The organism is Corynebacterium comes (assembly GCF_009734405.1).
Lineage (GTDB): Bacteria > Actinomycetota > Actinomycetes > Mycobacteriales > Mycobacteriaceae > Corynebacterium > Corynebacterium comes.
Map to the genome: position 1 here is coordinate 1,260,718 of NZ_CP046453.1, position 19,556 is coordinate 1,280,273.

General features: G+C 67.3%; 16 protein-coding genes. 12 read left to right on the forward strand and 4 right to left on the reverse strand.

Annotation, left to right across the window (positions count from 1 at the left end; all coding sequences use genetic code 11):
• Window positions 1–102 precede the first annotated feature (102 nt).
• The 3 genes from CETAM_RS06105 to CETAM_RS06115 form a co-directional block, all read right to left on the reverse strand.
• The gene (locus tag CETAM_RS06105; protein ID WP_407923959.1) at window positions 103–2,295 is read right to left on the reverse strand and encodes a HelD family protein; all 2,193 of its coding nucleotides are present in this window, start codon (window positions 2,293–2,295) and stop codon (window positions 103–105) included.
• A gap of 90 nt (window positions 2,296–2,385) precedes the next feature.
• Window positions 2,386–3,294, reverse strand: coding sequence for a DoxX family protein (locus CETAM_RS06110; RefSeq protein WP_156229403.1), 909 nt, complete (start codon window positions 3,292–3,294; stop codon window positions 2,386–2,388).
• Between the two features lie 56 nt (window positions 3,295–3,350).
• Entirely contained in the window at window positions 3,351–3,953 is a 603-nt protein-coding gene (locus CETAM_RS06115; RefSeq protein ID WP_156227945.1) for an MBL fold metallo-hydrolase, read from the reverse strand.
• 101 nt (window positions 3,954–4,054) lie between these two features.
• Between CETAM_RS06115 and uvrA the strand changes: the two genes are divergently transcribed.
• Window positions 4,055–6,904: an excinuclease ABC subunit UvrA gene (gene uvrA, locus CETAM_RS06120; protein ID WP_156227947.1), complete on the forward strand. Its 2,850-nt coding sequence runs from the start codon at window positions 4,055–4,057 to the stop codon at window positions 6,902–6,904.
• A 25-nt stretch (window positions 6,905–6,929) separates the two neighbouring features.
• Here the strand turns inward: uvrA and CETAM_RS06125 are convergent, their stop codons facing one another.
• Window positions 6,930–8,855, reverse strand: coding sequence for a DUF2339 domain-containing protein (locus tag CETAM_RS06125; RefSeq protein WP_156227949.1), 1,926 nt, complete (start codon window positions 8,853–8,855; stop codon window positions 6,930–6,932).
• 78 nt (window positions 8,856–8,933) lie between these two features.
• On the opposite strand from CETAM_RS06125, the gene CETAM_RS06130 reads away from it, so the two are divergent.
• The 11 genes from CETAM_RS06130 to argJ all read left to right on the forward strand — a co-directional run bounded on the left by CETAM_RS06130 (window position 8,934) and on the right by argJ (window position 19,546).
• Complete coding sequence (locus CETAM_RS06130; protein ID WP_156227951.1) at window positions 8,934–9,518, forward strand: hypothetical protein; 585 nt, start codon at window positions 8,934–8,936, stop codon at window positions 9,516–9,518.
• A gap of 35 nt (window positions 9,519–9,553) precedes the next feature.
• Window positions 9,554–10,360 carry a serine hydrolase gene (locus CETAM_RS06135; RefSeq protein WP_156227953.1) on the forward strand — a complete coding sequence of 269 codons (807 nt, stop codon included), beginning with the start codon at window positions 9,554–9,556 and terminating at the stop codon, window positions 10,358–10,360.
• A 250-nt stretch (window positions 10,361–10,610) separates the two neighbouring features.
• Window positions 10,611–11,168 carry a translation initiation factor IF-3 gene (gene infC, locus CETAM_RS06140; protein WP_156227955.1) on the forward strand — a complete coding sequence of 186 codons (558 nt, stop codon included), beginning with the start codon at window positions 10,611–10,613 and terminating at the stop codon, window positions 11,166–11,168.
• Between the two features lie 34 nt (window positions 11,169–11,202).
• Window positions 11,203–11,397 (forward strand): 50S ribosomal protein L35, encoded by a 195-nt coding sequence (gene rpmI, locus CETAM_RS06145; RefSeq protein ID WP_156227957.1) that lies wholly within the window; start codon window positions 11,203–11,205, stop codon window positions 11,395–11,397.
• 53 nt (window positions 11,398–11,450) lie between these two features.
• Window positions 11,451–11,837 carry a 50S ribosomal protein L20 gene (gene rplT / locus CETAM_RS06150; RefSeq protein WP_156227959.1) on the forward strand — a complete coding sequence of 129 codons (387 nt, stop codon included), beginning with the start codon at window positions 11,451–11,453 and terminating at the stop codon, window positions 11,835–11,837.
• 174 nt (window positions 11,838–12,011) lie between these two features.
• Window positions 12,012–12,413, forward strand: a complete 402-nt coding sequence (locus CETAM_RS06155) for a TM2 domain-containing protein (protein WP_156227961.1) — start codon at window positions 12,012–12,014, stop codon at window positions 12,411–12,413.
• A 258-nt stretch (window positions 12,414–12,671) separates the two neighbouring features.
• Window positions 12,672–13,490 (forward strand): TrmH family RNA methyltransferase, encoded by an 819-nt coding sequence (locus CETAM_RS06160; protein ID WP_156227963.1) that lies wholly within the window; start codon window positions 12,672–12,674, stop codon window positions 13,488–13,490.
• Window positions 13,491–13,554: 64 nt separating this feature from the next.
• Window positions 13,555–14,601 carry a phenylalanine--tRNA ligase subunit alpha gene (gene pheS / locus CETAM_RS06165; RefSeq protein ID WP_156227965.1) on the forward strand — a complete coding sequence of 349 codons (1,047 nt, stop codon included), beginning with the start codon at window positions 13,555–13,557 and terminating at the stop codon, window positions 14,599–14,601.
• A 33-nt stretch (window positions 14,602–14,634) separates the two neighbouring features.
• Window positions 14,635–17,148 carry a phenylalanine--tRNA ligase subunit beta gene (gene pheT / locus CETAM_RS06170; RefSeq protein WP_156227967.1) on the forward strand — a complete coding sequence of 838 codons (2,514 nt, stop codon included), beginning with the start codon at window positions 14,635–14,637 and terminating at the stop codon, window positions 17,146–17,148.
• Window positions 17,149–17,323: 175 nt separating this feature from the next.
• On the forward strand, window positions 17,324–18,364 hold the full coding sequence (gene argC, locus CETAM_RS06175) for an N-acetyl-gamma-glutamyl-phosphate reductase (RefSeq protein WP_156227969.1): 1,041 nt from the start codon (window positions 17,324–17,326) through the stop codon (window positions 18,362–18,364).
• A gap of 21 nt (window positions 18,365–18,385) precedes the next feature.
• Window positions 18,386–19,546, forward strand: a complete 1,161-nt coding sequence (gene argJ, locus CETAM_RS06180) for a bifunctional glutamate N-acetyltransferase/amino-acid acetyltransferase ArgJ (protein WP_156227971.1) — start codon at window positions 18,386–18,388, stop codon at window positions 19,544–19,546.
• Window positions 19,547–19,556 lie beyond the last annotated feature (10 nt).

The following is a 19,556-nucleotide window of genomic DNA, read 5'->3' on the forward strand; positions in this document are numbered from 1 at the left end:
TCCGCTAGGTATGTCCCGGTGAAACGTTCTTCGGCCGTCGCCGCTTAGAGGAGCGTTTTCCTAATTACTATTGGTGAGCCTGCTGTGGACGATAGCCACCCCTCACCCCGGCAGATCACCCACCACCGTCAGCGTCTGCGTAGCACGGGTCACCGCCACGTAGAGGTCCTGCCAACCCTGCGGGGAGGCTTCGACGATCTCGCAGGGCTCGACGACCACCACGTGGTCGAACTCCAGGCCCTTGATCTGTGTCACGTTCTCCGCGGAGATCACCTGCGTCAGCCCCTCCGCCGGCGTCTCCCACGACTCACCCGTCCCCAGGTACTTTACCGGCACACCGGACTCGCGGATCGCCGTCGCGGGCGTCGCCTCCGGGTCGATCTGGGCCAGGACTGCGTTGGCCACCTCCATGATCTCCACGGGGGTGCGGTAGTTGACGGTCAGCTCGTGGTGGCGGAAACGGGTGCCCACGTATGGCTCCATCGTCGCGGCCCAGGTGTCCACGCCGGCGGGTGAGCCGGTCTGGGCGGTGTCGCCGACCAGGGTCATCCAGCGTGACGGGCTGCGGCGGAAGACCATGCGCCACTCCATGGGGGAGAGCTCCTGCGCCTCGTCGACGATCACGTGCCCGTAGGCCCACTGCAGGTCTTCGCGGGCGCGCTCGGCGGTGGAGCGGGAGTCCCGGACGATCTGCCGTTTCGCCAGTTCCTTGGCGGAGATGACGTCGGTGGCGGTCAGGTGCTCGGCGTCGAAGATGTCGCCGAGGTCGTCGTCATCCACGGAACCCGAGGACTCCAGGATGTCCAGCGCTTCCTGCGCATCCTCGATCTGCTCGAGCCAGCTCTCGCGGTCGGACTTCTCCTCGTCCGGCAGGCCGATGAGCACGGCCAGCTCGTCGAGCAGTGCCGCGTCGGAGGCGGCCCAGTCCGAACCCTCGGGCCGCCAGAGGGCTTCGCGGGTCTCATCGTCGTAGCCGGCGGCGGCCACGTCGATGGCCTCGGTGTTCTCCAGCAGTCCCCGTAACACGCCTTCGGGGCTCAGCTCGGGCCAGAATTCCTCGATGAGCTTCTCCACGCCGGCCTCCTCCGCCAGGTCATCGTGCAGCTGGTCGATGTCCGCGCGCGAGAGCAGGTTGGCCCCGCCCAGCGGGTCCTCGCCGATCTTCTTCGCCAGCTGCCCGGCGAGCTGGTCGATGAGGTGCTCGGCAAAGACGGCGCGGGCCTCGTTGTGCGGCCGCCGGGAGCGGCGGGCGCGGGTGCGGGCGGCCTTGACCATGGCGGCGTCGACAAGCAGACGCAGCGAACCGTGCGGCAACTCGATCGGGGCGTCGGGAAGCGTCTGGTGGGAGCGCACCGCCTCGCGCAGGATGGTCACCATCTCCTCCGAACCCTTGATCTCCCGGGTGAGCAGGGACTCAGGTGCGGCGCCGTGGACGCCGGGGTAGAGGTCGCCGACGGTGCTCAGCACCACGCCGGTCTCACCCAGCTCCGGCAGGACGCGGGAGATGTAGTCCAGGAAGGTCGGGTTGGGGCCGACGATGAGCACGCCGGACTTCGTCAGCTGCTCACGCGCGGTGTAGAGAAGGTAGGCCACGCGGTGCAGCGCCACGGCGGTCTTGCCCGTGCCGGGGCCACCCTCCACGACCATGACCCCACGGGTCTCATCCCGGATGATCAGGTCCTGCTCGCGCTGGATCGTCTCCACAATCGACTTCATGCGGCCGGTGCGCGCGGCCTTCATCGCCGCCACCAGGGCTGACTCACCGCCGACGCCGTCGAGACCTTCGCCGGCGTGCTCGCCGGAGAGCCACTCGTCATCGACGCCCGTGACCGTGCGGCCCTTCGTGCGGATGTGACGACGCAGCGTCACACCCTCCGACTGCGCCGTGGTGGCCAGGTAGAAGGGACGAGCCATGGGCACGCGCCAGTCGAGAAGAAGGGTCCGGTAGCCCTCCTCGCGCACGTCCAGACCCATACGGCCGATGTAGCGGCGATCCAGCTCCGGATGGCCCGGGACCGGGTTCTCGGGGTCATCCGAATCGATGTCGATGCGCCCGAACACCAGCCCCAGCTGAGCCAGGTTGAGGCGGTCGAGCTTCGAGTTCAGCGCGTGGTACTCGGTCTCACGCCGGATCAGCGCATCCGCGTCCGGGTTGGCGGGGTCCACCTCCAGCTGCACCTGACGCAGCTTTTCATTGGCGGTCGCCACTTCCTCGTCGAGTCGGGCGAAGAGGTCGTCAACGTAAGCCTGTTCCTTCGCGATCTCACTCACCTGTGCATTACCTCCCTGAGACAAACGGATGATCCAGGATACCCGGACGACCCGCGGAAAGGGAGAGGGCCCGGCCCCCCGTGTGGGGAGCGGGCCCGTTCAGCTTGCGGAAGGCTAGATCCTGCCGACCTTCTTCTGTGCCTTCGTGATCGCCTTGTCCGCGCGAACCTGCCACCTGTCGGCGTTCTTGCGGGCCTGCTTGGCGGCGCGGCCGGACTTCTTCTCGGCGGCGACCAGGGCCTCATCGGCGCGGTCCTGGGCGAGGGCCGCAGCCTTGACGATGCCCTTGCGGGCGGTCTGGGCGTTGTCACGCGCCGCGCCGAGCCAGTCGTCCTTGTTCTCCGCGAGGTAGCCCGAGACCTTGTGGGCCGCACCGGCTGCCGCGGTGGTGGCTGCCGCCGCGCTGGCGGTGGCGGTGTCGCGCCACTCGTCCTTGTGATCCACGTAGTAGTCCTGGGCCCGGTGGGCGTACTCGGTGACCCGCCCGGAGGCGTCGTCCAACCAGTCGCGGGCGGAATCAGCGGCCTTCTCCGACTCCGATTTGGTCGGCAGCGCTGCGTGGACCTTCTTGTTGGTCACCTCAGCGGCCTTGGTGGCACGCCACTTCAGACCCGGCTTTCCGGCGGTGTCGGTCGACGTGATCAGCAGACCGCCGAGCAGGGCCAGGTTGGTGAGGAAACCGGAGCGGCGGGCACTGCGCTCGGCCTTGTCCTGGGTCTCCCAGAAGGCGTGGCGGGCGAGCATCGTCGGAACGGCCGTGGTCGCCAGAATCGATGCGGACACACGCGGCAGGAAACCGACGGCCAGGGTGGTGCCGGCACCGACCTTGGCGGCGGCGACCGCGCGGACGACCAGCTCCGGGTCACGCGGAATACGGCGGGCGTATTCGCGGGGGAGGATGGCCCGGGCGCGCTTGATCAGGAGTTCTGCGCTCTCCACGTGCTCGGAGGTGTGGAGCAGACTGTCGGCACCGTCGGCGATGTAGACCGAGGCGATCATGGGGCGGGCGATCTTGCGGATCATCATGTTGCTCCTTGATTATGTTTCGTCTGTACTCAATCCAGTCTAGCGACGAATTCCTACCAACGGCGCTCCCACCACTCGTCGAGATTCGGGCGCTCGGCGCCGAGGGTGGTGTCGACTCCGTGGCCGGGGTGGACGATGGTCTCGTCGTCGTGGCGGTTGAAGAGCCGCTCGGTGACGTCCTTGAAAAGGCGCACGAAATCGCTTTCTGACGTCGTCTTTCCCAGCCCGCCGGGGAAGATGCTGTCGCCGACGAACAGGTGCGTCCGGCCGTCGATTTCCGCCGTGAGGGCGGCGCCGCCGGGGGTGTGGCCGCGCAGGATGGTCACCGGCAGTTCATGGCCGGCGAATTCAATGGTGTCGCCCTGGTTGAGTTCGACGTCGACGTCGGCCGGGAGTGCCGGGGCGTCGAGGAAAGAGGCGTAGTGGGTGGCGCCGGTCTCCTTCAGCACCTCGACCAGCGCACGATGGTGGTCGGGATGGCGGTGGGTGGTCAGCACGGCGGTGATCTTGGCGCCGGCCTGCTGCGCGAGGGCGAGGATGGCGGGGGCGTCGGCGGCGGCGTCGATAAGCAGGGCCTCATCGCCCGCGACGAGGAGGTAGCAGTTGTTGTCCATCTCTGAGACGGAGATCCGGTGGAGCTCAAGCATGTTTGTCATGTCACCCAGGGTAGCGGTGGAAGCGGGATCGTTGGTATGTTCGAGGATGTTTGGGAGTCGGAGTCACCGGCTCTGCCAAGGTGACGGAGGGCTAGGTAACTGTGGCTGATCGCCTCGTCGTGCGCGGTGCGCGCGAACACAACCTCAAGGGTGTGGACATCGACCTGCCCCGCGAGAAGATGGTCGTGTTCACGGGCCTGTCGGGCTCGGGTAAGTCCTCGCTGGCCTTCGACACGATCTTCGCGGAGGGTCAGCGTCGCTACGTCGAGTCCCTGAGTTCCTATGCGCGGATGTTCCTCGGTCAGATGGACAAGCCGGACGTCGACTTCATTGACGGCCTGTCGCCGGCGGTGTCGATCGACCAGAAGTCGACCAACCGCAACCCGCGTTCGACGGTGGGCACGATCACGGAGATCTACGACTATCTCCGCCTCCTCTTCTCCCGCGCCGGGACCGCCCACTGCCCGGTGTGCGACGAGAAGATCGCCCGGCAGACCCCGCAGCAGATCGTCGACCAGGTCATGGCGATGGAGCAGGGCCTGAAGTTCCAGGTGCTCGCCCCGGTGGTGCGCACCCGCAAGGGCGAGTTCGTCGACCTGTTCAAGGACCTCGCGGCCCAGGGCTACGCCCGCGTGCGCGTGGACGGTGAGGTGTATCCGCTCTCCGAGCCGCCGACGCTGAAGAAGCAGATCAAGCACGACATCGACGTCGTCGTCGACCGCCTCCAGGTCAAGGAGTCCCAGCAGCAGCGCCTCACCGACTCGGTGGAGACGGCGTTGGGGCTCGCCGACGGCCTCGTGGCGCTCGAGTTCGTCGACCGCCCGACGGAATCGACGGACCGGTTCATGATCTTCTCCGAGAAGCTCGCCTGCCCCAACGGTCACCCGCTGGACATCGACGAGCTGGAGCCGCGCGCCTTCTCCTTCAACTCGCCCTACGGCGCCTGCCCGGCCTGCGACGGCCTGGGAACACGCACCGAGGTCGACATCGACCTGATCATCCCGGACCCGGACGCACCCGTCATCCGTTCCGTCCAGCCGTGGACGTCGAGCCCGAACGCGGGATACTTCGAGAAACTCATCGAGGGTCTGGCCGCAGCGCTCGACTTCGACCCGGAGACCCCGTACTCGCAGCTCAGCGCCGCGCAGCGCAAGGCTCTCGTGCACGGTACGAAGTCGGAGGTGTCGGTCCGCTACAAGAACCGCTACGGCCGTGTCCGCAACTGGACCGCCCCCTTCGAAGGCGTCATGGGCTACCTGCACCGCAAGATCGACCAGGTGGAGTCCGAGTGGTCGAAGGAGCGTTTCCTCGCCTACACCCGCGAGATCGCCTGCCCGACCTGTCAGGGAGCACGCCTGAAGCCGGAGATCCTCGCCGTCCGCCTGGATTCCTCCAGTCACGGCGGGAAGTCCATCGCCGGCCTGACGGATCTGTCCATCAGTGACGCCAGCGAGTTCCTCGATTCGCTGGTCCTCGGACGCAAGGAGGAGATGATCGCGGGTGCGGTACTCAAGGAGATCCAGGCGCGCCTGCAGTTTCTTCTCGACGTCGGCCTGTCCTACCTCACCCTCAACCGTGCGGCAGCCACCCTGTCGGGTGGCGAGGCCCAGCGCATCCGCCTGGCCACCCAGATCGGTTCCGGCCTGGCCGGCGTGCTCTACGTCCTGGATGAGCCCTCCATCGGCCTGCACCAGCGGGACAACCAGCGTCTGATCGCCACCCTGAAGCGACTGCGCGACATCGGCAACACCCTCATCGTGGTCGAACACGACGAGGACACCATCCGCGCCGCCGACTGGCTCGTGGACATCGGCCCCAAGGCCGGCGAGTACGGCGGCGAGGTCGTCTACCAGGGTGAGCCCGGCGGTATCCTCACCGCCGAGGGTTCCATCACCGGCGACTACCTCTCCGGCAGGCGCACCCTGGGCGTGCCCGACCAACGCCGCGAGATCGACCCCGATCGCCAGCTCACCGTCATCGGCGCCCGCGAGAACAACCTCCAGGGCATCGACGTCTCGGTGCCCCTGGGCGTGCTGTGCTGCATCACCGGCGTCTCCGGCTCCGGCAAGTCCACCCTGGTCAACCAGATCCTGGCCAAGACCCTGGCCAACAAACTCAACCGCGCACGCCAGGTCCCTGGTCGGGCCAAGCGCGTCGAGGGCGTGGAGCACCTGGACAAGCTCGTCCAGGTGGACCAGTCACCGATCGGTCGCACCCCGCGCTCCAACGCGGCCACGTACACGGGTGTGTTCGACAAGATCCGCAAGCTCTTCGCCGAGACCACCGAGGCCAAGGTCCGCGGCTACAAGGCCGGACGCTTCTCCTTCAACATCAAGGGCGGCCGCTGCGAGGCCTGCCAGGGTGACGGCACCCTGAAAATCGAGATGAACTTCCTGCCCGACGTCTACGTGCCCTGCGAGGTGTGCGAAGGCGCGCGCTACAACCGCGAGACCCTCGAGGTCCACTACAAGGGCAAGAACGTCGCCGAGGTCCTGGACATGCCGATCAGCGAGGCCGCGGCCTTCTTCGAGCCCATCAGCTCGATCCACCGCTACCTGCAGACGCTTGTCGACGTCGGCCTGGGTTACGTCCGTCTCGGCCAGTCCGCCACGACCCTTTCGGGGGGTGAGGCTCAGCGCGTGAAGCTCGCCTCCGAACTGCAGAAGCGTTCCCAGGGAAGGACCGTCTACATCCTCGACGAGCCGACCACGGGCCTGCACTTCGAGGACGTGCGCAAGCTGATGCTGGTCATCCAGGGGCTGGTGGACAAGGGCAACTCGGTGCTCGTCATCGAGCACAATCTCGACGTGATCAAGTCTGCGGACTGGATCATCGACATGGGTCCGGAGGGTGGCTCCGGCGGCGGCAGCGTCGTCGCGGAGGGCAGACCGGAGGACGTCGCCGCTGTGGAGGGCTCCTACACCGGACGGTTCCTGGCCGAGGTGCTGTAGGGGATCCTCAGGGGTGGGCACCTGGTCAGGCGTTAACGTCACCTTCAACGTCGGCCGACCCGCGGGCAGGGTGCCGGCCATCCTGCTGCTCATCGGGGTGGGTATCACCGTCTCCTGCGCCTGAGGGGCGACGCCGCGTCCGCAGCGCGGCGATCGCCAGCAGCGCCACGCCGGAGACGAGGAACGCCATGGCCCGGGGCAGACCTTCGAGCGTGCCCAGGTCGAACACGACCAGCTTGACCACACCCGCGATCGCCAGCACCACGCCCGCGCCCAGGGAAGCCCGGTCGGACATACCCCGGGCCGCGAGCAGGATCCAGGCCGCCAGCACCATCCACAGGATGCTCACCAGCGCGTGGCCGGTGAGGTAACCCAGCCACATTCCGGTGTTACCGCCGATGATGTTGCCCAACCAGGTGGCCGCAGTGACGACGGTGACCATCGACAGGTGCAGCGCCGCCACGGCGAACACCACCTGCGCCCACACCGGGAATCCGGCGAGCGCCCGACGACGTGCCAGGGCCACACCGAGGAACACCGCGATGAGCAGTGCCTGCACCAGGGCGACGTGGTCGATCAGCCACACCGGCGACTTGCCCAGGACGTTGCGGGACAGGTGCATGGTGACCACCAGGGCCGCTGCGAGCCAGAAGGCCCACGGCCATACGCTGGTCTCCTTCCGGCGCTCCAGCCACAGGATGGTGAGCACGGCTGCCGCGAAGAAGACGGCGGTGACGATGGTGGCGTCGATGAGCGCGCCCGCGCCCAGGGGCGGGGTGAGCCACCAGACGAGGACGAAGGCGACTGCGGTGGCGCAGACGCCGACCATGCCCAGCAGGTCCTTGTGCAGGTAGCCGATCGCCGCCAGGCCGACCGCCGTGGGGACGAGCAGCCAGATCGCCCACGTGTCATTGGCCGCGGGGGCAGCCAGGCCCAGCAGCGCCAGTGGGGTGACGATGCCGCTGAGAAGATTGACGTTGCGGTCACCCTTCGGGAACCGCAGGGTCATCGCGGCGAAAGCCAGCGCGGAAACCATGCCGACCAGTGCGATGGTGAGGTTGACCGACCTCGGGGTGGAGAAGACCACGTGGACCACGTCGTTGAGCAGCCACGCCTGGAGGAGGACGGCCACCGCGGCGGTGACCAGACGGACCTCCGGGTGTTTCCGCCCCCGGGTGACCGCCAGCAACGTCAGCGGCAGGAGGGTCACCAGCCAGGTGACCGGCTCGCGGAAGTCATAGAAGACGGTGGCCACCGGCAGGATCGACAGTCCCATCGACACCGCGACGGGTGAGAGCCGGCGGATGACGGAGATCGCCAGGAACACCAGCCACACCGCCATGAGCACCAGCGCTCCGAGCCAGGCCGGCCACCACTCCAACTCCTGGACCAGGGCGTAGATGATCGTCGCCGACACCAGCCAGGAGGTGACGACCAGTGCGGTCACCCCGGCCACCATGCCGGCGGTGTCGCGGTCTGTTGCCTTGTGGCGGTAGCTGTCGAGCCACAGGCCGGCCCCCAGCAGCGCCACCGCCAGCAGGACCGAGAGCAGCACCCGTCCCAGGGGGCCGAGCAGCCCGGCCTGGATGGCCAGCGTCACCGCGAGGGCGACGCCCGCGACGGTGATCAGCGAACCCACCACCGCAATGGCCCGGATGACCTTCGTCTCCGTGGGCACCGGTGGTTTCGCGGGCTTGGGGGGCTTCGCGGGTGGGATCGGCGACCGATCGGCGCGGTGCCCGAACCTGAGGAAAGGATCACGGGTGAACGCCGGTGCCGGGGCGGGCGTGACGGTTGGGGCGGGCACGGGAGTGTCGGGGATGGACGTCCCCGCCTGCCGCGTGAGGACGGCGTCGAGGGAGCGGCGGGCGTCGGCAATCGCTGCTTCGGCGGCCTCGAGACGCCGCAGCGTGAGGCGCAGCTCCAGGGCATCACGGGGATCAGTGGTCATAACCACAGAGTAGGCCCGTCAGGTGTGCGGGAGAAGTGTTTAGGATGAGGAGGCCGAAGAGAGCACCCAGGAGGATTCATGACCCCGCAGAACCCGGAGACCTCGTCGTTCCCGGCGCAACCGGAGTACCACCCGGGGGCTCAGCCGCCGCAAAGTCAACGGTCGGGGTTGGCGCTGCTGTTGTTGGCGCTGCTCGTGCTGGGAGCGGTGGTGCTGGGGGTGTGGATGTACAACGCCCTCCTGCGGGGAGAACCGCAGCAGGAGGCGCAGGTGGAAAGGTCGACGGTGCCGGTCACCACGACATCCGCAGTACCGGTGACAACGGTGACTTCGACTGTGGCACCCACAACGACCTCGACCGTGTCGACGGCGCCGCCGGAGCCCGCATACAGGGCACCCGACTCTGCGGTGCAGTGCGCGGCGAACGTCAACTGGCGGATCTTCCGGGCCAACGACCAGACCAGCTGCGGTCTGGCGGAGGCCGTGGCGGTGGAGATGGCCGCCTACTCCGGCGAGCGGGGCAGCGCGCTGATCACGGCGCGCAGTCCGGTGACCGGGCAGAACTACGAGATGGCCTGTACCGGACAGGGCGGGAACTCCTTCGTGTGCGAGGGTGGCGACAAAGCCGTGGTCGTCCTGGAGGCTCGATCGGTGCGTGATTGAGGGTGCCGGAACCCGGCGGGGTATGGTTTCCGCTTGTGAATAGGTGGTCTCGGGGCCTGGCTACGGCCCTGGCAGGAGCGGTTCTGCTGGTGGGATGTGCGGCGGACGTTGATGAGCCCGCGGCACGGGTGGCCAACGTCGCGCCCGTGGCGGAAAACGGCTACCTCGGCCCGGAGGAGCTGCGCCAGGAACTGCGGGCGTTGATCCGCGACGTCAACGACGAACACGGCGGACGCATCGGTATCGCGGTGGCCACCGGTGAGGGGGTGGTCCATTCGGGTTTGTCGGGCAATTCCTGGGCGTGGTCGACGATCAAGGTGCCCGTGGCGATGGCGGCTGATGATCGGGGACTGGCCACCGAGGAGCTCATCGAGGCGTCCATCTCCTCCTCGGACAATGACGCCGCCTACCAGCTCTCGGTGCTGATCGACGGCGACTACGGCAATCTCCGCCACGCGCCCACGCTCGCCGACCCGCCCGGGGAGACGAAGTGGCGTCTCGCCGATCAGGCCCAGTTCGCGGTTCTGCTGCCCTGCACGGATACCGCGGGGACCACGTACGGGGCGATGGGGGAGATCGTCGAATGGCAGCAGTTCGGGCTCGCGAACATCCCTGGCGCGCACTTCAAGGGTGGTTGGGGCTATGACACCGACACCGTTTACACCCTGCGCCAGTTCGGCACTGCGGATGTGGACGACGGGGTGGTCGGACTGGCCATCATCTCCCATCCCGACGACGGCTCCCATGCCAGCGCCGAGGAGATCCTCGACGAGGTCGGCAGCAGGCTGAAAGAGCTTCTCGACGCCCATTCCATCGGCCCGGCCGCCACCTGCCCCGGGTGATTTGGTGTCCGCATGTGGCGTCTGTTAGGGTTATCGGCACTACCACCCGCGCGCCTTCTCCAGGGGCTCGGGCCACAAGCGGAGATCATCCCACCTCATGCCGCCGGTTCAGCCGGTTGGATACAGGTCAAGAGTAGGGCAGCAGGTCTTTCATGGCCCGCGTGTCCTATTTGTGCGAGATCTCCCGCCGTCGGTTCATCCGGCAGGCGGGATTTTGTCGTGGGGGAGAGGTCCTTGCAGGTGGCGCGGTATGTATCACGTATCCAGCTACTTTGAGGAGTCACACATCAGCGCTGAAGCTCGCATTAATGAGCGTATCCGAGTTCCCGAGGTCCGCCTTGTCGGCCCAGGCGGTGAGCAGGTGGGAATCGTCCGTACGGATGATGCCCGCAAGCTCGCATACGAGGCAGATCTCGACCTGGTTGAGGTCGCCCCGGAAGCTAAGCCGCCGGTCGCCAAGATCATGGACTACGGAAAGTTCAAGTACGAGCAGGCCCAGAAGGCCCGCGAGTCTCGCAAGAACCAGCAGCAGACTGTGGTCAAGGAGCAGAAGTTCCGCCCCAAGATCGACATTCATGACTACGAGACCAAAAAGGGCAACGTGATCCGCTTCCTGGAGAAGGGGTCCAAGGTCAAGGTGACCATCATGTTCCGCGGTCGCGAGCAGTCCCGACCGGAGCTGGGTTACCGGCTCCTGGAGCGACTGGCCTCCGAAGTCGCTGAGTACGGTGTCGTCGAGACCCGCGCGAAGCAGGACGGCCGCAACATGACCATGGTCCTGGGGCCTGTCCGCAAGGGCAAGAAGTAGAAACCGTCAACCGGGATTTAAGGACTTAATTCTCATGAAGCAGAAGACCCACAAGGGCACCGCCAAGCGCATTAAGATCACCGGGTCCGGCAAGTTGCGTCGCGAGCAGGCCGGCCGTCGCCACCTCCTCGAGGGCAAGGCCTCCACCCGCACCCGTCGCCTGAAGGGCACCGTCGACGTGGCCCCGGCCGACGTCAAGCGCATGAAGCGCCTCCTCGGCAAGGCCTGATTCAGGCCGCCTGAAACCCCCACACATCTCAAAGCAGTTAAGGAAGTAACAACGTGGCACGTGTCAAGCGGTCCGTCAATGCCAAGAAGAAGCGTCGCGCAATTCTGAAGTCCGCCAAGGGCTACCGCGGCCAGCGCTCCCGCCTTTACCGTAAGGCCAAGGAGCAGTGGCTGCACTCCATGACCTACGCCTACCGCGATCGTCGCGCGCGTAAGTCCGAGTTCCGCAAGCTGTGGATCCAGCGCATCAACGCTGGCGCCCGCATGAACGACATCACCTACAACCGTCTCATCCACGGCCTGCGCCTGGCTGAGATCGATGTCGACCGTAAGATCCTCGCCGAGCTCGCCGTCAGCGACTTCGCCGCTTTCTCCGTACTGTGCGAGGCCGCCAAGGCAGCCCTGCCGGAGGATGTCAACGCTCCGCGGGTCGCCGCTTAAGTTCCGGCCCTGTCAGTCACGGCCCCTGCCTGTGTCCCCCAACGGGGACATGGGCAGGGGCCTTCGTGATGCCGGAGCACAGTAGTTCGAAAACCGACACCGTGTGTCGTGCCCTGAGGTTAGAGTCAGGACATTCCGCGGGCGCCGCCCCAGCCAATCACCAGGAGATCCGCCATGTCCATGCCTTTCGACCAGAACCAGTACGGCCATCAGGGCCACTACGACAAGGACGGTCTGCCTGTCGCTCCTCCGACCTACCTGGGCGAGCAGCGTCCCGCCCCGCACACACCGATGTATGTCGCCCTTCCGCAGGTGGCCCAGCAGAAGTCCTGGGTGGTGGCGGTGCTGCTGGCCTTCTTCCTGGGCACCCTGGGCGTGCACAACTTCTACCTCGGCAACACCGGCCGGGGAGTGGCCCAGCTTTCCCTGACGGTACTGGGATGGGTGACCGCCATCATCATCATCGGCTTCTTCTTCCTGGCCATCGTCGGACTGTGGGCTCTCATCGACTTCGTCCTCATCCTCCTGCGTTCCGGTTCGATGAGCACGGACTCCCGCGGAGTGCCGCTGAACTGATCGCCGGGCCTCAACCGGAGCGACGCGATCGGGGTCGTGCAGCGATCCTTTCTCCCGACCCCCCGTCACCGTTGTGGTGGCGGGGGGTTTCGTCGTCGGCTCCGTCCTGTGGGGTCGAGCGGTCTCGGCAACACGCCGACTTCACCACCATGACTTCACTGCTCCACACCCCGAAATCACGGTGCTGTCCGGTGATGCGATGTCGGGGAGAAAGGGCACGCGCCGAGGCATACGCAGGTCACTGCTAGCGTTAGGCCCATGACTCTGGATTTCTCGGACCCTTTCACCGAACGCACACCCCGTATCGTCGAGGCCGCCAAACTGCACCGTCCGGCGGCGCGGAAGAAGGCCAACCGGTTCATCGTGGAGGGGGAGAACGCGGTGGAGGCCGCAGTGGCCACCGGCGCGGCACGCGACGTGTTCGTCACCGAGCAGGCCGCGGCGCGGTACGCGGAAATCCTCATCACCTGCGGCCACATGGGGGTCTACGTCCACCCCATCACCGACAAGGCGGCGAAGTCGCTCTCAGACACCGTGACCACCACGGGACTGTTCGCCGTGTGCGAGCCGGTGCTGTGGACGGCCGGCAAGGCGCTGCGGGGTCGACCGAAGCTGGTGTCGGTGCCGGTGGAGACATCGGAGCCGGGCAACGCCGGCATGCTCATCCGGGTGTCCGACGCGATGGGGGCGGACGCCGTGATCTTCGCCGGCGAGTCGGTGGACCCGCAGTCGAGCAAGGCCGCGCGTGCCTCCGCCGGGTCGCTCTTCCACCTGCCGGTCGCCAGGCACCCCAACGTCAAGGACGTCCTCGGCCAGCTGCGGGCAGCCGGCCTGCAGATCCTGGCCACCTCGGCCGACGGTGAGGTGGAGCTGGAAGAGGCAGGGGAACTGCTGGCGAAGCCCACCGCGTGGCTGTTCGGCAACGAGGCCCACGGGTTGGGGAAGGACCTGCTGGCGCAGGCGGATCACCGCGTGCGCATTCCCATCCGCGGTCAGGCGGAGTCCCTCAACCTGGCCACGGCGGCGTCGATCTGCCTGTATGAGTCGGCCCAGGCCCAGGCGCGTGCCCGCAGCTGACACGGGTATGCTGTACAGGTCTGAAATGTAGCGTCAACCAGAAGAAGGGTTCGGGTAAGGCCACGTGTCTGAGACTCCTGAAATTGAACTGACCGAGGCGGGGCTGAACGCCGCCGCCGAGACGGCGATCGCCGCCTTCGACGCCGCCCCGGATCTCGAGTCACTCGCCGTCGCCCGCCGCGACCACCTGGGCGATGATGCGCCGATCCCGCAGGCACGCCGTGCGCTGGGCACTCTGCCCAAGGACCAGCGCAAGGAGGCGGGCCGACTGGTGAACATGGCCCGCGGGCGCGTGGAGAAGCACTTCGCCGAGGTCCATGAGGCTCTGGAGATCCGGCAGCGCGCGGAGCAGCTGGTGGCCGAGAAGGTCGACGTCACCGTGCCGACGACCCGCGGGCAGATCGGTGCGCTGCACCCGATCACCTCGCTGATGGAGACCATCTCCGACATCTTCCTCGGGATGGGCTGGGAGATCGAGGAGGGCCCGGAGGTGGAGGCCGAGTACTTCAACTTCGACGCCCTGAACTTCCTGCCGGACCACCCGGCGCGCACCCTGCAGGACACCTTCCACGTCGGTGCGGAGGATTCCCTCCAGGTCCTGCGCACCCACACCTCGCCGGTGCAGATCCGTTCCATGTTCGACCGCGACGTGCCGCTCTACATCGCGTGCCCGGGCCGTGTGTTCCGCACCGATGAGCTCGACGCCACCCACACCCCGGTGTTCCATCAGGTCGAGGGGTTGGCGGTGGACAAGGGCCTGACCATGGCACATCTGCGCGGCACCCTGGATCACCTGGCCAAGACGCTGTTCGGCCCGGAGACGAAGACCCGCATGCGGGCGAACTTCTTCCCCTTCACCGAACCCTCGGCCGAGGTCGACGTGTGGTTCCCGAACAAGAAGGGCGGCGCCGGCTGGATCGAGTGGGGTGGATGCGGCATGGTTCACCCGAACGTGCTCAAGGCCGTGGGCGTTGACCCGGAGGTCTACACCGGTTTCGCGTTCGGCATGGGCCTGGAGCGCACACTGCAGTTCCGCAACGGCCTGTCCGACATGCGCGACATGGTGGAGGGCGACGTCCGCTTCACCCTGCCTTTCGGCATCCAGAAGTAACCCCCAGTTCCTGCAAATCAAGGAGAATTCAGCATGCTCATCGCACAGAACTGGGTGACCGGACTGCTGCGTCACGCAAACCCGGACTTCCGAGTCACGCCGGAGGAGCTCGACGCGGGCTACGTCCGCGTCGGTTTCGAGACGGAGGGTTACGAGTCCATCCCCGAGACCACCGGACCGCTGGTCATCGGTGTGGTCAAGGAGATCACGGAGCTCACGGAGTTCAAGAAGCCCATCCGCTACTGCCTGGTCGACGTAGGCGACGCCAACGGCACCGGCGAGCTGCAGGGCATCGTCTGCGGCGCCCGCAACTTCGTCGAGGGCGACACCGTCGTCGTGTCCCTGCCCGGCGCGGTCCTGCCGGGTGGTTTCGAGATCGCGGCACGTGAGACCTACGGCCACGTCTCCAACGGCATGATCTGTTCCGCCTCCGAACTGGGCTTCACGGATAAGCAGAACGCGGGCATCATCACCCTGGACCCGACCTCGGGCAGGCCCGGCGAGGACGCCCGTGAAATCCTCGGTCTGGGCGACACCGTCTTCGACGTCAACGTCACCCCGGACCGCGGTTACGCGTTGTCCGCCCGCGGCCTGGCCCGCGAGCTGGCCTCCGCCTTCGCCCTGGAGTACGCGGACGTCGCACAGGATCCGACCGTCGCCGGTCTCGACGTCTCCGCTGTCCCTGCCCCCGCCGCGGAGCTGCTGGACATCGATGTCCGCCCGGAGACGAAGACCGTCCGTTTCGGTCTGCGCAAGGTCACCGGCATCGATCCGGAGGTTGAGTCCCCGCTGTGGCTGCAGCGTGAGCTCATGCTCTCGGGCCAGCGTCCGGTCAACGCCGCCACGGACGTGACCAACTACCTCATGCTGCTGCTCGGCCAGCCGATGCACGCCTTCGACGCCGCCCGCATCACCGGTGGGCTGACCATCCGCAACGCCTCCGAGGGCGAGAAGTTCGAGACTCTCGACCACGTGGTGCGGGACCTGGACGCCGAGGACGTCGTCATCTGCGACGGCACCGGCATCCAGTCCTTGGCCGGTGTCATGGGCGGCACCCTCTCGGAGATCGCCGACGACACCACCGACGTCTACTTCGAGGCCGCCACCTGGGACCCGAAGACCGTGGCGCGCACCTCGCGCCGGCACAAGCTCAGCTCGGAGGCCTCCCGTCGTTTCGAACGCGGCGTCGACCCGGCGATCGTCGAGGTCGCCCTGGACATGGCGTGTGCCCTGCTCGTCGAGATCGCCGGCGGCGTCGTCAGCGCCGAGCGCACCATCGTCGGTGACGTCCCGGCCATGCCGACCATCACCATGAGCGTGAACCACCCCTCGGAGCTCGCCGGAGTCGAGTACACCCGCGAGACCGTGATCGCCCGTCTCGAGGAGGTCGGCTGCACGGTCGAGGTGTCCGAGTGCGGCGGCAAGCTCGAGGTCACCCCGCCGACCTGGCGTCCGGATCTGGGCATCCCCGCCGATCTGGTCGAGGAGGTCCTGCGTCTCGAGGGGCTGGAGGACATCCCGCTCGTCCTGCCGACCCCGGTGGGCGGCCGCGGCCTGTCCCCGGCGCAGCGCCGTCGCCGGGCCGTCGGTCACGCCCTCGCGTACAACGGCTACGCGGAGATTCTGCCCAGCCCCTTCATCAGCAACGACACCTTCGACGTCTGGGGTCTGGCCGCCGACGACGAGCGTCGCAACGCGGTGAAGGTGCAGAACCCGCTCGAGTTCGACCGTGCGATCCTGGGCACGACCCTGCTGCCGACCATGCTCGATGCCGTGGTGCGCAACGTCGCCCGCGGGCGCAGGGATGTCGCCCTCTTCGGCCTCCAGCAGGTCTCCTTCGCCCGTGCGGAACGTTCCCCGATGCCGTCCGTCGCGTCCCGCCCGTCCGACGGGACCCTCACCGAGCTGGTCGAGTCCCTCCCGTACCAGCCGCTGCACGTGGCCACCGTGGCCACCGGCAACCTCGAGTACGAGGGCCCCTGGGGTCAGGGCCGCGCCTACACCTGGGCTGACGCCATCGAATCCGCCCGGGTGGTGGCCCGTGCCGCCGACGTGGAGCTGGACGTCGAGTCCGCCGGGGAACTTCCGTGGCACCCGGGCCGCTGCGCCGCCCTGCTTATCGACGGCCGCGTCGTCGGCCACGCCGGCGAGCTCCATCCGCAGGTGCTCGAGGCACTCGGCCTGCCGGAGCGTACCTGCGCCATGGAGCTGGACCTGACGGCACTGCCGCTGAGGGAGAATTTCCCGGCACCGGTCCTGTCCAGCTACCCCGGACTGCACCAGGACATCGCGCTGGTCGTCGACGAGGACGTCCCGGCCGAGCAGGTCCGACGCATCGTCGAGGAAGGCGCCGGGCAGCTGCTGGAGGCGGTCGAGCTCTTCGACGTCTACCGCTCCGAACAGCTGGGTGAGGGCAGGAAGTCTCTCGCCTTCTCCCTGCTCTTCCGGGCGACCGACCGCACCCTGACCGACGAAGAGGCCAACGAGCACCGCCTCGCGGCGGCCGAACTGGCACGGGAGCGCGTCGGCGCCCAGATGCGCGCCTAGACTGCGTCACTGGTCTCAGCGGCCCCCGGTTCCCCCGACGGAACCGGGGGCTCTCCGTTATGATTCGGGTCATAGTCCGGAGGCAGACCTCTGCGTCGGAGGATGAGGATCACCGGCAGGACAGAACTGTTCTGCATACTTTGCATCCGACTGCATAAATGTTAGGGTGGTGGGCATGACGATCAAGGTTGCAGTCGCTGGTGCCTCCGGATATGCGGGCGGGGAGATCCTCCGTCTCATCCTCGGGCACCCCTCCTACCTCTCCGGTGATCTCGAGATCGGTGCGCTGACCGCGGGTTCCTCGGCCGGCACCCCGGTCGCCGACCTCATGCCGCACCTGCCGCAGCTGGCGGACCGGATCATCGAGGACACCACGGTCGAGGTTCTCTCCGGTCATGACGTCGTTTTCCTCGCCCTGCCGCACGGCCACTCCGCCGCGATCGGCAAGGCTCTCGAGGACACCGTCGTCATCGACTGCGCCGCTGATTTCCGCCTGCAGGAGGCGGAGGAGTGGGAGCACTACTACGGCTCCGCGCATCAGGGCACCTGGCCCTACGGCATCCCCGAGATGCCCGGCCACCGTGAGCAGCTGCAGGGCGCCAGACGCATCGCCGTGCCCGGCTGCTTCCCCACGGGTGCGACGCTGGCGGCGCTGCCCGCCGTGGCAGGGGGCCTCATTGTCCCGGACCTCGCCATCGTGTCCATCACCGGCGTCTCCGGCGCAGGCAAGAAGGCTTCCGTGGGACTGCTCGGCTCCGAGGTGATGGGCAACCTCAAGGCCTACAACACCGCCGGCAGGCACCGTCACACCCCTGAGGTCATCCAGAACCTCTCGGAGGTCACCGATGAAGAGGTGACGGTCAGCTTCACGCCGGTGCTGGCTCCGCTGCCGCGAGGCATCCTGACCACCATCACCGCCCCGCTCAAGGAGGGGGTCACGCAGGATGCCGCATACGAGACCTACCGTGCCTTCTACGCGGAAGAGACCTTCGTCCATCTCCTGCCTGCGGGGCAGCAGCCGCAGACCCAGAACGTCCTCGGCTCCAACATGTGCCACGTCCAGGTCGAGGTTGATGAGCGCGCTGGCGTCCTGCTGCTCACCTCCGCCATCGACAACCTCACCAAGGGCACCGGCGGCGCCGCCGTCCAGTGCATGAACCTCGCCCTCGGCATCGATGAGGCCGCCGGTCTCCCGCAGGCCGCCGTCGCCCCCTGACCCAAGAAAGACAACACACGCATGAGCACCACCGGCATCACCGCCCCGGCGGGCTTCACCGCCGCCGCCCTCACCGCAGGCATCAAGCCCTCCGGAAACCCCGACATGGCCGTCGTGGTCAACAACGGTCCCGAGTTCAACGCGGCAGCTGTCTTCACCCGAAACCGCGTCGTCGCCTCCCCGGTGAAGCTGTCGCGCAAGGCCATCGAAGACGGCCAGATCCATGCGGTTATCTTCAACGCGGGCAACGCGAACGCCTGCAACGGCAGCCAGGGCGACAAGGACGCCGCCGAGACGCAGCAGCGCATCGCCGACCTGCTCGGCGTGCAGCCCACCGACGTCGGTGTGTGTTCGACCGGTCTCATCGGTGAGCTGCTGCCGATGGATAAGATCCGCGCGGGCGTCGACAAGCTGGTGCCGGCTCTGGGCGACAACGGCTCGGCCGCCGCCGAGGCCATCATGACCACCGACCTGGTGAAGAAGGAGACCCTTGTCAAGGGTGCGGGCTGGACATTGGGCGGCATGGGTAAAGGCGTCGGCATGATGTCACCGTCCCTGGCCACCATGCTCGTGTGCCTGACCACCGACGCATCCGCCACCCCGGAGATGCTCGACACCGCACTGCGGGCAGCCTCGAAGGTCACCTTCGACACCCTCGACATCGACGGCTCCACCTCCACCAACGACACCGTCTTCCTGCTCGCCTCCGGGGCCTCCGGCGTGACGCCGAGCCAGGAGGAACTCAACGCCGCCGTGCTCGAGGCCAGCGAGGACATCGCCCGCCAGATGCAGGCAGACGCCGAGGGCGTGACCAAGCGCGTCGTCGTCACCGTGGAGGGCACCTCCACCGACGAGCAGGCACTCAACGCCGCCCGGACCCTCGCCCGCGACAACCTCTTCAAGTGCGCCATGTTCGGTTCCGACCCGAACTGGGGTCGCGTGCTCGCCGCCGTCGGCATGGCCGACGCGGACATGGATCCGGACCACATCTCCGTGTACTTCAATGACCAGCCGGTGTGCATCGACACCACCGGGGCCCCCGGCGCCCGCGAAGTGGACCTGTCCGGCCCGGACATCGACGTCCTGGTCAACCTCGGCGTCGAGGGACCGGGTCGCGCGACCGTCCGCACCACGGACCTGTCCCACGACTACGTCCACATCAACTCCGCCTACTCCAGCTAGGAAGCATCCC

What these genes read in the sequence shown, in the direction of transcription:
- CETAM_RS06110 (WP_156229403.1), bottom strand. Translation starts at nt 3,294, where the DNA reads ATGATCCGCAAGATCGCCCGCCCCATGATCGCCTCGGTCTACATCGCC.
- CETAM_RS06115 (WP_156227945.1), bottom strand. Translation starts at nt 3,953, where the DNA reads ATGACAAACATGCTTGAGCTCCACCGGATCTCCGTCTCAGAGATGGAC.
- CETAM_RS06125 (WP_156227949.1), bottom strand. Translation starts at nt 8,855, where the DNA reads ATGACCACTGATCCCCGTGATGCCCTGGAGCTGCGCCTCACGCTGCGG.
- CETAM_RS06130 (WP_156227951.1), top strand. Translation starts at nt 8,934, where the DNA reads ATGACCCCGCAGAACCCGGAGACCTCGTCGTTCCCGGCGCAACCGGAG.
- infC (WP_156227955.1), top strand. Translation starts at nt 10,611, where the DNA reads ATGTATCACGTATCCAGCTACTTTGAGGAGTCACACATCAGCGCTGAA.
- rpmI (WP_156227957.1), top strand. Translation starts at nt 11,203, where the DNA reads ATGAAGCAGAAGACCCACAAGGGCACCGCCAAGCGCATTAAGATCACC.
- CETAM_RS06155 (WP_156227961.1), top strand. Translation starts at nt 12,012, where the DNA reads ATGTCCATGCCTTTCGACCAGAACCAGTACGGCCATCAGGGCCACTAC.
- CETAM_RS06160 (WP_156227963.1), top strand. Translation starts at nt 12,672, where the DNA reads ATGACTCTGGATTTCTCGGACCCTTTCACCGAACGCACACCCCGTATC.
- pheT (WP_156227967.1), top strand. Translation starts at nt 14,635, where the DNA reads ATGCTCATCGCACAGAACTGGGTGACCGGACTGCTGCGTCACGCAAAC.
- argC (WP_156227969.1), top strand. Translation starts at nt 17,324, where the DNA reads ATGACGATCAAGGTTGCAGTCGCTGGTGCCTCCGGATATGCGGGCGGG.
- argJ (WP_156227971.1), top strand. Translation starts at nt 18,386, where the DNA reads ATGAGCACCACCGGCATCACCGCCCCGGCGGGCTTCACCGCCGCCGCC.